Below are 10726 nucleotides of genomic sequence, written 5' to 3'. Positions count from 1 at the left end.
AGCGCCCTTAGGCGAGCGTCGACGGCGGTGCGGCTGGGTCCCGGGTCTGCGCGCTCTGGCGAGCGCTCCGCCCGGGATGACGAAGGTGGGGGTGCGTGCTCGATGTCCGCAGCCATCGTCGGCGGCCGGAGCGTTCTCGCTGGACAGCCCCCCCTCACGGATCGAACCTCAGCCCCGGCTGCGCCGCCAGCGCGGTCCAGACCTCCGCCGTCGACGGCATGGCCGCGTCGCCGACGATCTGCCAGACGCCGTCCGCGCCGCGCTTCAGGGTCACGAGGAAGCGGGCGTGGCGGACGTTTTCCGCGGCCCCGGGCCGGCGCATCGCCTGGCGCATGTAGCCGGCGTCGACCACGAGGTCCTCGCCGATCACCTGGCGCCGCTCGATGCGGTACGCGCTCTCCACCGTCACGCCGTCGCGCACGATCCGCTCGCGCTGCGGCGCCAGCACGCCGGCGAGGTCCGCGCCCAGCACCGCGGGCCCGGGCCGGGCGTCGATCAGCAGCGCCTGGGGATGGAAGCCGGCGGCCATGCCCGCCACGTCGTTGGCGACCCGGCTGGCGGCGAGCCGCGCATAGACGCCGTTGATCGCCTCGTCCTGCGGATGGGCGGCGGCCGGGGCCGCGAATGAGAGGGCGATGAGGGCCGCAGCCGCGGCCAGGGGTTTCGAGATCTGCATGCCCGCCGCCTAGGGCGCCTGGGCGGGCGCGCCAGCGGCGCTGCGACGGAGGGGTCGAACCGCGCGACGGAGGGGGTCAGCCCTTCGCCGCGGGCGGGGCGGCCTCAGCCTGGCGAGCGGGCGCGACCGGCTTGGCGGCCCCCGGCGCGGCGCGGGTCTTGAAGCGCCCCTTCATCTTCTCGACCCAACCGGCGAACGCTTCGTTATCGGCGGAGACGCGGCTGAAGTCGGCCACGCTCATCCGGCCCGACGGCACGCCGGACAGGGCGATGCGCAGGGCGTCGGGGTTGTTGGCCTTCTCGTAGAAGCTCTGGTAGCGCTGTTGCAGCCGGCCCAGCGCCGCCTCGTCGCCGGCCAGGCTGTAGGCCACGCCCGCGCGCAGCAGGCGGCCCTCCTCGTCGCTGGACAGCTGCGTCGGGTTCTTCCAGCGATCGCCCAGCGACTTCTCGAACAGCGGACCGGCGCTGGCCCAGTTCTTCTGCTTCCAGGTGATCTCGCTGCGCAGCTCCGTGCCGTCCTTCGAGGCGTCCGCCCCCAGGATCTCCAGGGCGCTGTCGTACCGGCCGAGCGCGGTCCAGGCGCGGGCCTCGATCAGCCGGCGCTCGGCGTTCAGCGCGGAGGGCAGCACGGTGGTGCGCGAGCTGTTGATCGCCTGCAGCGCCTGCTCGGGCTTGCGGTCCATGAGGTAGATGACGGCAAGGTCCGTGGAGACCTGGGCCCTGGGCACGCCGTCCAGGCGGTTCTCGGCCTGGTATTTCAGGAGCTCGGCGGCCTGGGGCAGCAGGTCCACGTCCACCAGCCGCCGGACGATCTTGCGCACCATCAGGTCGCCGTCGGCGCCGATGGGGGCCAGCTCGCGGAAGTCGAAGAACAGGGCCAGCGCCTGCAACGGCTCCAGCCCGTCGGCCAGGCCGTCCAGGAAGAGCCCGCGGAAGGCGGCGTTGAGGTCGGCCTGGAGCTGCTGGGCCTCCGGCAGGTCGGGCAGGCGCACGCCCGCCGACCGCAGCGCCTCCAGCGCCTCGCGATAGCGGCCCTGGGCGAGGTAGAGCTGGCCCAGCGCCCGGATGGTCTCCAGCTCGGTCGCATCGCCACGCCAGCGGTAGCGCAGGCCGTCGTAGACCCCGGCCGCCTGGAGGGGCGTGATCTGGGCGAGCTGCAGCCGAATCTGCGTGGCGCGCAGCACGGCCGGCGCGGCGATGGAATCGATCGGGGCGGTGGCGATGGCCTTGTAGATCTTCAGCGCCCGGTCCTGGGACCCCTGCAGTTCGATGATGCGGGCCTGGATCAGGCGGCTGCGGAGCTGTTCCTCCGACGAGACCTTCTCTTCCAGCGCCATGCGGATGCGGGTGTCGGCGGCCACCAAGTCGCCCTGGGCCAGGGCCGCCTGGGCGTCGGCGCGGGCGAACCGGGCGCGCCACAGCGGCGGCATCAGGCCATAGGCCTCGACGCCCTTGGCGAACTGCGCGCGCGCTTCGGCGTGCTGGGCGATCTGGGTGTTGACGTAGGCGCGCCACAGGGCGGTCGACGGGTCGGTGGACAGGGTCGGCGAGGAGAAGTCGGCGTCGGCCTCGGCGTAGCGGCGGGCCAGGGTGCGCGCCACCCCGCGCAGGGCGCGGAACTCCGGATCGTCGAGCATCTCGGGATGCTCGCGCGCCAGGGCGTTGAGGACGCCGATGGCCTCGAAGCTCAGTTCCGAACCCACCAGGAAGCGGGCCAGGCCCATGCGCGCGGCGACCGGCGCCTCGCGGTCCTTGTTGCCGCCTTCGACCGTGGCGGCCGACAGCAGGCTGTCGTAGCGGCGCTGGAAGCCGACCGAGCCGAGGTTCGCCCATTCCGCCGGGATGATCGCCGGCATCGGCGCGGGCTGCGGGGTGCCCAGCTGGGTGTCCTCGCGCTCGCGGACGGCCCAGCTCGGCGACAGCGTCAGCCCTTCGGCGCGGCTGATGCGGACCAGCTCGCCGTCGCGCTGGACGGTGAGGTTGTCGGTCAGCGGCTCGATCGCCAGGCCCTGGATCGAGGGCAGCAGCGCGGCGTCCACGAAGTCCCGGCGGCTCGGCACGCCCTTGGGCGGTCCCAGCGCGGTGACGACGGTCAGGGTGTCGCCCACCACGGGGTCGGGCAGGTTGACGATGCGGGTCGCCCCCGCCACGGGCGCCTTCAACGTCGCCGGACCGCCGGCGGCGTCGCGGCCGACCCGGACGATGGACGGCTGCGCCTGCGGGCCGGGCCCCAGCGAAATGGTCCAGGTCGAGCCCTGGGAGCTTACGAAGATAGGGGCGTTGGGGTCGGCGTCGATCCGCAGCGCGGCGTGGTCGGCGCCCTTGAAGGCCTGGAGGCTCCGCAGCGGCCGCACGCCCTTGGGCGCGCTCGACACGTCCAGGCTGGCCGGGGCGTCGAACACGACCCAGATCGCATCGCCCCGGCGGAAGACGGCCGCGCCCGCCGGATTCGCCCAGGTGAAGGACAGCTGCGTCTGGCCGTTGGCGACGCGGGACGCCATCCGGACCACGCCGCCGGGCGGCAGCGGGCTGGGCCGGGACGGCTCGGGCTCGGCGACCGCGACCTCCTGCGGCGCGGCTTCCGGCGCGGGCGGCGGGGCCTCGAAGAAGTTGGCGTAGGCGGCGCCGTCCGCCTGGCCGATCGTCACGTCCGCGTCGTCGGCCAGGGTGACGACGATCTGCCGCCGGCCCGCCACCGGCAGCTTGACGGCGCTCTTGATCCACTTCGGCGGCGAGGTGAGCAGCCGGGCGACCTCGGGGTCGTTGTCCGGGGCGTTGGTCAGGACGACCGTGCGGCCCTCGCGGCGCAGCTTGCCGCCGCCCGTCACCTCGATGCGCGAGAAGGTCTCCGTGGTCGCGACGCGCACGTCCACGCCGCCGCGCTGGGCGACGGCCTTGGCGGCGGGGGCCGCGAGGCCCGCGGGGGCGACGACGCTGGCGATGCAAGCGGCGGCGACCCCGGAGCGGAGGACCTTCTTCAGCGCCATCGGCTATCCGGCGGGCGCCGGCGCGGCGGCCGCGGGCGGCGCCGTGGCCGGCGGAGCGGCGGGCGGCGCGGCCGGCTTGGCCGCGGCCTGCTGGGCGGGGGGCGCCTTCTTGCGCGGCGGGGTCTTCCGGGCGGGCGCGGCGGCCTGCTTCTTCGGCGCGTCGGCCGCGGCGGCTGGCGCGGCCTGCGACTGCTCGGCCACGGCGCTCGCCTTGGCGGCGGCGTCCTTGGCGTCCGAGAACCGGCGCGCCAGGGCCTCGGTCAGCTTCTTCGCCTCGGCGGCGGGCATCTGGGCCATGATGGACGAGAGCGCCCGCTCCTTCATCTTGGCCGCGATCGGGATGCGGACGTTGTCGTCCAGGGCGGCCAGGCGCGGGGCGGCGTCCTTGGCCTTCATGCCCTCGAACACCTTCACCAGGCGGTCGATCTCGGCGGCTTCCTTGGCGTTGGACTGGTTCAGCAGGCCGTTGACCTCGGCCTTCAGCCCGTTCAGGGCGCGGATCTTGGCGTCCAGCTTGGCCTCGGCGGCGGCCATCAGGGCAAGCTGGGTGTTCAGGTCGTTCTCGCGGGCGTCGAGCTGGCCGCGGCGCGCGCCCAGGCTCTGCAGCACCTGCAGCTCGGCCGGCGACAGGCCCGCCTGCTTGGCGAGTTCCGCGGCGGTCGGCGCGCAGACGGCCTTCGGCGCGATGCTGGCGGCCGGCAGCGCGACGGCGGCGTCCGTGGCGGCGGGGGCCTTCCCGGCCTCGGCCTTGCCGGCCTCAGCCTTCGCGGGCTTCTCGGCCTTGCCGCCCTTGGCGGTCTCCTCGGCGAAGGCCTGGGCGCCCGAGAGCAGGCCCGGCAGGTCCTTGGCGCCCGAGAGCGCGTTCACGGCCAGGACGCCGCCGATGGCGACGCCGACCAGCGGCAGGATGCGGGGAACGGATTTCAACGGCGCGCTCCGGGGAAGCGGTCGAACGCGGCGGGCGCGTCCTCGAAGAGGTCGTCGTCGACCAGCGAAGCGATGCGGCGGCCCGGCAACGGCGGCCGGCCGACCAGCGGCTCCGGCGCGGCGGCCACGGGCCGGTCGTCCTGGTCGATCATGCCCTCGGCCTGCAGGCGCGAGCGGGCCATGGCCAGCAGCTTGCCCAGGCGGTCCTCGGTCGTTCCTTCGCGCATCGGCGGAACGACGGAAGGCATCGGGCGCGGCGCGCGCTCGGCCATCGTGGCCCGCGGCAGCTCGGGAGCCGAGCTGACCAGCTTCTCCAGCTTGGCGGCCAGGGCGCGGCCCTTCTCGATCCGGTCCGACAGCATGTCGGTGGCCTCGTCGGTGGCGGCGCGAAGGTCGGCCAGCCCCTGTTCGGCGCGGACGGCGGCCATGTTCAGCTCGCGCACCGCGACCTCGAAGCCGGCATGGCTGTCCTTCAGCGCCTTCAGGCGGCGGTTCAGGCGGACGCCCACGACCATGGCCGCGATCAGCAGGCCGGCCAGCAGCAGGTTCATCGCAACGGCGATCAGGCTCATGAGATCCTCTGGACGGCTTGGCGGGCGGCGGGGGAAAGCGGGGCTTCCACGCGGACGGCGATGTGGGCGTTGCGGCGGCCCATGCGGCCGCGGGTGAGCGGAATGGAGCCGGCGCGCAGCTCGATCAGGCTGTCCGGCGTGGCGTTCAGCATCAGCGTGTCGCCGACCTTCAGCTCCAGCACCCGCTTCAGGCTGATCTGCTGCTCGTCGAGGACGGCGCGCACGTCCATCTGGGTGGTCCACAGCTCGGTGGCCAGGTGGCTTTCCCAGATGTTGTCGCGGCCGAACTTCTCACCCATGAACTGCTGCAGCAGCATCTTCCGGATGGGTTCGAGCGTCGCGTAGGGCAGCAGGAGCTCGATCCGCCCGCCCCGGTCTTCCATGTCGATGCGCAGCTTCACCAGGATGGCCGCATTGGCCGGCCGGGCGATGGCGGCGAAGCGCGGGTTGGTCTCCAGCCGGTCCAGGGTGAAGCTCACCGGCGTCAGCGGCTCGAAGGCCTCCTTGGCGTCGGCCAGGACCACCTCGACCATCCGCTGGACCAGCACCCGCTCGATGGTGGTGTAGGGGCGGCCCTCGATCCGCATGGCCGCCGTGCCACGGCGCCCGCCCAAGAGCACGTCCACGATCGAGTAGATCAGGTTCGAGTCGACCGTCAGCAGGCCGTAGTTGTTCAGCTCCTCGGCCCGGAACACCGACAGAATGGCCGGCAGCGGGATCGAGTTCAGGTAGTCGCCGAACCGGATCGAGCTGATGTTGTCGAGGCTGACCTCGACGTTGTCCGAGGTGAAGTTCCGCAAGCTGGTCGTCATCAACCGCACCAGGCGGTCGAAGACGATCTCCAGCATCGGCAGGCGCTCGTAGCTGACCAGCGCCGAGTTGATGATCGCCCGGATGCCCGTGCGTTCCGAGATCTCGTCGTCCGACAGGTCGAAGCCCAGCAGGCTGTCGATCTCGTCCTGGTTCAGGATCCGCTCGGCCGAGTTGGCCTCGGCCGCCGCGGCCGCGGCCCAGTCGGTCTCGCCGCCGCCCGCGTCCATCGCGGCGGTGTCGGTCTCGGACATGTTTTCGGTTTCGTCGGCCATGGCGTTCGGGATGCAACTGCGCGGGCGCTAGTTGATCAGCATCTCCTCGATCAGGACGGCGTTGGCCTTGCTGGGCGCGATGACCAGGTTCACCCGGCGCAGGATCTCCATGCGCAGCTGGTAGCTGCCCTGGCTCCCCGAGAGGTCCTCGGGCCGCAGCTCGCGCAGGAAGGTCTGGAACATGTCCTGGAGCCTCGGCATGTTCGGATCCAGCTCCTCGACGAGGCTCTCGTCGGGCAGTTCCAGGGTCAGCTTGAGCTTCAGGAAGGTCGGCCGGCCATCGGCCGTCTGCATGTTCACCACCACGTCGGGCAGCGTGTAGAAGACGACGCCGTCGGGACCTTCGCGGACCACCGCCGCGCCCTTCTCGCCTTCCTTGCCTTCCTTCTTCTCGTCCTTCTTCTTGTCTTTCTTCTTGTCCTTGGCGTGGTCGCCCTTCTCGGCGGCCGCGTCGGGCTTGGGCGACAAGAACATGAACGCGGCCGTGCCGCCGCCGCCCAGCACCACGACGGCGGCGGCGCCGGCGATGATGAGCATCTTCAGCGGCAGCTTTTTCTTGGCGGGGGCCTCGCCCTCCGCGCCTTCGGCGACCTCCGGGTTTTCGCCCTCGGCCTCCTTCGGCTTCTTGTCCTTCTTCGCCACGCGCGCGTTCCTCAGGTATCCGCGAGCCAACGAATGCCGGTCTTTGGTTAAGAAGCCGTTTTTAACACCTCTTAACGGACGCGATTCCTGCCCGGCATTTTCCGCCGCTCGGCCGCCGTTAACTTTCTTATTTGTTGATTTTGCTCGGGTTTCAAACTGGCCCGGACCTTGCATCTGAGAGGGCCAGAAAGTCGCAGTCCGACAAGGTCCCCGTTAATGGACAATGCAATCTACGTCGGTGTTTCGCGCCAGATGGTCCTCCGTCGGGAGATGGACATCATCGCGAACAACATCGCCAACCTCGACACCACCGGCTTCAAGGTGGAGTCGCTGATGCACAAGACCGACCCGGCCGCGCCCGCCCACACCCAGGGCGGTCCGCGCCCGGTGAAGTTCGTCGCCGGCGACATGGTCGCCCGGGACTTCGGCCAGGGCGCCCTCAACAAGACCGGCGCGCCGCTGGACATGGCCATCGAGGGCGAGGGCTTCTTCCAGATCCAGACCCCGAACGGCCCGCGCTTCACCCGCGACGGCCGCTTCACCACCGATGGGACCGGCCGCCTGGTCACCCAGAACGGCATGGCCGTGCTGGACGACGGCGGCGGCGAGATCCTGATCGACCCCGAGAAGGGCCAGGTCGCCATCGGCGCCGACGGCACCATGAGCCAGGGCGACGAGCGGGTGGGCAAGGTCGGCATGTACACCTTCGCCAACCAGGGCGCGCTGGAGAAGTCCGGCGACAACACCTTCCGCAACGCTTCGAACCTGCAGCCCCAGCCCGCCACGACGGCCAAGCTGCGCCAGGGCCACCTGGAGACCTCCAACGTCAAGGCCGTGCTGGAGATCACCCGCATGGTCGAGGTGAGCCGGGCCTACGAATCCACCGCCAAGATGATCGACTCCGAAGCCGAACTCTCGCGCCGCTCCGTCGAGCGCCTGGGTCGGGTTCAGTAAGAGGATAACGACCGATGCAAGCGCTCCGCACCGCCGCCACCGGCATGGCCGCCCAGCAGCTCAACGTGGAAGTCATCTCCCACAACATCGCCAACATGAACACGGTCGGGTTCAAGCGCGAACGCGCCGAGTTCCAGGACCTGCTCTACCAGACCTTCCAGGCGGCCGGCGCCCAGTCGTCCGACCAGGGCACCATCGTCCCCACCGGCGTCCAGGTCGGCGCCGGCGTGAAGGCCAGCGCGGTCTACCGGGTCGGCACCCAGGGTACGATGACCAAGACCGACAACCAGTACGACATCGCCATCAACGGCCGCGGCTACCTCCAGGTGCTGCTGCCCTCGGGCGAGAACGCCTACACCCGGGCCGGCAACCTCTCGGTCAACGACCAGGGCCAGCTCGTCACCCAGGACGGCTACCAGATCCAGCCGGCGATCACGATCCCGACCGACGCGGTCTCGGTCTCGATCAGCCCCTCGGGCCAGGTCGAGGTGACCCAGGCCGGCCAGACCGCCTCCAACGTCGTGGGCGTGCTCGAGCTCGCCACCTTCGTCAACGACGGCGGCCTCGAGGCCGTGGGCGGCAACCTGCTGAAGGAAACCGTCGCCTCGGGCGCCCCCACCACCGGCACGCCCGGCTCGGTCGGCATCGGCACCCTGCAGCAGGGCTACACCGAGGCCTCGAACGTCGACGCGGTGGCCGAGATCACCGCCCTGATCGTCGCCCAGCGAGCCTACGAGATGAACTCCAAGGTCATCTCCACCGCCGACAACATGCTGGCCACGGCCAACCAGGTGAAGGCATAGGGTCATGAGGATCCTCGCGCTCCTCGCGGCCCTGGCCGCGGCCACCCCCGCCCTCGCCGCCACCCCGGTGACGCTCAAGGCCGACGTCTTCGACGCCGACGGCATCGTCACCCTGGGCGAGATCTTCGACGGCGCCGGCGCTGTAGGCTCCACGCCCGTCGCCGCCCGCCGCGGCGCCTCGGTGATGCTCAGCGCCGCCGCGGTGCGCAGCGCCGCCTACCGCGCCGGCCTAGACTGGGCCAACGCCGAAGGCCTGCGCCAGATCGTGGTCAGCGGCGGGGCGCCCACCGGCTCCCCGGCCAATGTCGCCGCCCGCGGCAATGTCGACGTGCTCACCTGGACCCGCCCGATCTCGGCCGGCGAGATCGTGCAGCCGGAAGACCTCGTCTGGGGCAAGGCCGCCATGGCGCCCGCGGACGCGCCGAACGATCCGGACGCCGTCATCGGCCTGGCCGCCCGCCGCCCCCTGCGGGCCGGCGCCGCGGTCGCCGCCCGCGATGTTTCCGCGCCGATGGTGATCAAGGCCAACGAGATCGTAACCCTCACCTACGACAACCAAGGCGTCTCGCTCGCGCTCCAGGCCAAGGCCCTTTCCGGCGGCGCGGTCGGCGAGACCATCAACGTGCAGAACGTCACGTCGAAGAAGACCGTCCAGGCCGTGGTCACAGGACCCGGCCAGGCCGCGGTCGGCCCCGCAGCCGAGCAGCTGAAGCTGGTCCGCTCTTCCCGTTACGCCTCCCGTTGAAGGAAGCCCCCATGCGTCTTCGCCTGCTCGCGCTCGCCGCCCTCGCCCCCCTCGCCGCCTGCTCCACCGTCTCCGAGGCGGTGAGAGGCCCCGAGCTCGCCCCCGTGGGCTACCCGGCCGCCCTGGTGCCGCGGGACCAGAACATCCTGCCGCTGGCCTCGGCCCGCGAGCCCCTGCCCCAGCCGGCCAGCGCCAACTCCCTGTGGCGCACGGGCGCCCGCGCCTTCTTCAACGATCAGCGCGCCAGCCGCATCGGCGACATCCTGACGGTCCAGATCGACATCGACGACAGCGCCAAGACCACCAACGCCACGTCCAGCTCGCGCACCTCGGGCGTCACCGCCGGCGTGCCGCACTTCCTGGGTCTGGAGACCAGCCTCGGGAAGATCCTGCCGGGCGCCTTCGATCCGGCCAATGCGATCGAGACCAACTCCTCCAGCTCCAACGCCGGCGCCGGCCAGGTGAACCGCTCGGAGAAGATCAGCCTGACCATCGCCGCGGTGGTCACCGGCGTGCTGCCCAACGGGAACATGATGATCCAGGGCACCCAGGAGGTGCGCACCAACACCGACCTGCGCTCGCTGACCGTGGCCGGCATCGTGCGCCCCGAGGACATCTCCTCGGCCAATACCGTCCGCCACACCCAGATCGCCGAAGCCCGCATCAGCTACGGCGGCCGCGGCGACATCAGCCGCGTCCAGAAGACCCCGGCCGGCCAGTCCCTGGTGGAGCGGTTCAGCCCGTTCTAGGCGCTGGCGCGACCGCATGAGACGCGATCCCGTCGGCGACCTGACCTCCGCAAGGCCGCCCCCGATACCGGTGAGGCGAACCACGCGGGGCGAGGTCCTGGGCATCGTGGCCGCGATCGCCGCTCTGCTGGCCGCGGCGGACGCCTGGGACCGGAACACCTCTGCCGCCTACGCCGCCCGCGCCGAGGCCGCCCTCGCCAAGGTCGGCTACGCCCCGGCGCAGGTGCGCCGGCATCGGGGCGCCCTCTGCGGCCGCGGCAGCCGCGGCTTCCGCTGGACATCCGCCCACGCGGCGGGACGCGTCTGCGTCGCCGCAGGGCAGCCACCGCGCGTGAAGGTCTACGAGCGCTTCTGACGGCGACGCTGACCCGAGCTCGGCGAGCGGTTCCGGTCGCCGCGCGGCCATCTGAGGCCCGCCATGAGCGGCGCGACCAATTCCCCCGACCCCACTGCGGACGCCAACCCGCGCACCCCCACCTTCGTCATCCCGGGCGGAGCGCTCGCCAGAGCGCGCAGACCCGGGACCCAGCCGCACCGCCGTCGACGCTCGCCTAAGGAGCCGCACCGCCGTCGACGCTCGCCTAAGG

At 71.8% G+C, this 10726-nt stretch carries 11 protein-coding genes; 5 read left to right on the top strand and 6 right to left on the bottom strand.

The features are described from left to right. Positions 1-154: 154 nt before the first annotated feature. From A2790_RS14090 to A2790_RS14065, 6 genes are all read right to left on the bottom strand, one after another. Positions 155-676 carry a DUF4440 domain-containing protein gene (locus A2790_RS14090; RefSeq protein WP_293392829.1) on the bottom strand — a complete coding sequence of 174 codons (522 nt, stop codon included), beginning with the start codon at positions 674-676 and terminating at the stop codon, positions 155-157. 76 nt (positions 677-752) lie between these two features. After that, positions 753-3662: a tetratricopeptide repeat protein gene (locus A2790_RS14085; protein WP_293392827.1), complete on the bottom strand. Its 2910-nt coding sequence runs from the start codon at positions 3660-3662 to the stop codon at positions 753-755. Positions 3663-3665: 3 nt separating this feature from the next. Beyond that, on the bottom strand, positions 3666-4589 hold the full coding sequence (locus A2790_RS14080) for a hypothetical protein (protein ID WP_293392826.1): 924 nt from the start codon (positions 4587-4589) through the stop codon (positions 3666-3668). Continuing rightward, entirely contained in the window at positions 4586-5161 is a 576-nt protein-coding gene (locus A2790_RS14075; RefSeq protein ID WP_293392824.1) for a DUF6468 domain-containing protein, read from the bottom strand. The genes A2790_RS14080 and A2790_RS14075 overlap by 4 nt, the downstream gene beginning before the upstream one ends. Then, positions 5158-6201, bottom strand: a complete 1044-nt coding sequence (fliM, locus tag A2790_RS14070) for a flagellar motor switch protein FliM (RefSeq protein WP_363080969.1) — start codon at positions 6199-6201, stop codon at positions 5158-5160. Before fliM ends, A2790_RS14075 begins: the two co-directional genes overlap by 4 nt. A gap of 72 nt (positions 6202-6273) precedes the next feature. Further along, positions 6274-6888 carry a flagellar basal body-associated FliL family protein gene (locus A2790_RS14065; RefSeq protein ID WP_293392821.1) on the bottom strand — a complete coding sequence of 205 codons (615 nt, stop codon included), beginning with the start codon at positions 6886-6888 and terminating at the stop codon, positions 6274-6276. 216 nt (positions 6889-7104) lie between these two features. Here A2790_RS14065 and flgF point away from each other — a divergent pair, with 216 nt between their 5' ends. Genes flgF through A2790_RS14040 form a run of 5 tightly spaced genes read left to right on the top strand, consistent with a single transcriptional unit; the run spans position 7105 to position 10494 of the window. Further along, complete coding sequence (flgF, locus tag A2790_RS14060) at positions 7105-7842, top strand: flagellar basal-body rod protein FlgF (RefSeq protein WP_293392818.1); 738 nt, start codon at positions 7105-7107, stop codon at positions 7840-7842. 14 nt (positions 7843-7856) lie between these two features. After that, positions 7857-8645: a flagellar basal-body rod protein FlgG gene (gene flgG / locus A2790_RS14055; RefSeq protein ID WP_293392815.1), complete on the top strand. Its 789-nt coding sequence runs from the start codon at positions 7857-7859 to the stop codon at positions 8643-8645. 4 nt (positions 8646-8649) lie between these two features. Beyond that, a complete protein-coding gene (gene flgA / locus A2790_RS14050; protein WP_293392813.1) occupies positions 8650-9390 on the top strand; it encodes a flagellar basal body P-ring formation chaperone FlgA in 741 nt (246 codons plus the stop codon). Between the two features lie 11 nt (positions 9391-9401). Then, positions 9402-10139: a flagellar basal body L-ring protein FlgH gene (gene flgH, locus A2790_RS14045; protein ID WP_293392810.1), complete on the top strand. Its 738-nt coding sequence runs from the start codon at positions 9402-9404 to the stop codon at positions 10137-10139. 16 nt (positions 10140-10155) lie between these two features. Beyond that, positions 10156-10494, top strand: coding sequence for a hypothetical protein (locus tag A2790_RS14040; protein WP_293392807.1), 339 nt, complete (start codon positions 10156-10158; stop codon positions 10492-10494). Positions 10495-10726: the final 232 nt, after the last annotated feature.

Origin of the sequence: Phenylobacterium sp. RIFCSPHIGHO2_01_FULL_69_31 (assembly GCF_001824475.1) — a bacterium.
Lineage (GTDB): Bacteria > Pseudomonadota > Alphaproteobacteria > Caulobacterales > Caulobacteraceae > Phenylobacterium.
This window is presented reverse-complemented; position numbering and strand designations above follow the sequence as displayed.

What these genes read in the sequence shown, in the direction of transcription:
- A2790_RS14090 (WP_293392829.1), bottom strand. Translation starts at nt 676, where the DNA reads ATGCAGATCTCGAAACCCCTGGCCGCGGCTGCGGCCCTCATCGCCCTC.
- A2790_RS14085 (WP_293392827.1), bottom strand. Translation starts at nt 3,662, where the DNA reads ATGGCGCTGAAGAAGGTCCTCCGCTCCGGGGTCGCCGCCGCTTGCATC.
- A2790_RS14075 (WP_293392824.1), bottom strand. Translation starts at nt 5,161, where the DNA reads ATGAGCCTGATCGCCGTTGCGATGAACCTGCTGCTGGCCGGCCTGCTG.
- fliM (WP_363080969.1), bottom strand. Translation starts at nt 6,201, where the DNA reads ATGGACGCGGGCGGCGGCGAGACCGACTGGGCCGCGGCCGCGGCGGCC.
- flgF (WP_293392818.1), top strand. Translation starts at nt 7,105, where the DNA reads ATGGACAATGCAATCTACGTCGGTGTTTCGCGCCAGATGGTCCTCCGT.
- flgG (WP_293392815.1), top strand. Translation starts at nt 7,857, where the DNA reads ATGCAAGCGCTCCGCACCGCCGCCACCGGCATGGCCGCCCAGCAGCTC.
- flgA (WP_293392813.1), top strand. Translation starts at nt 8,650, where the DNA reads ATGAGGATCCTCGCGCTCCTCGCGGCCCTGGCCGCGGCCACCCCCGCC.
- flgH (WP_293392810.1), top strand. Translation starts at nt 9,402, where the DNA reads ATGCGTCTTCGCCTGCTCGCGCTCGCCGCCCTCGCCCCCCTCGCCGCC.
- A2790_RS14040 (WP_293392807.1), top strand. Translation starts at nt 10,156, where the DNA reads ATGAGACGCGATCCCGTCGGCGACCTGACCTCCGCAAGGCCGCCCCCG.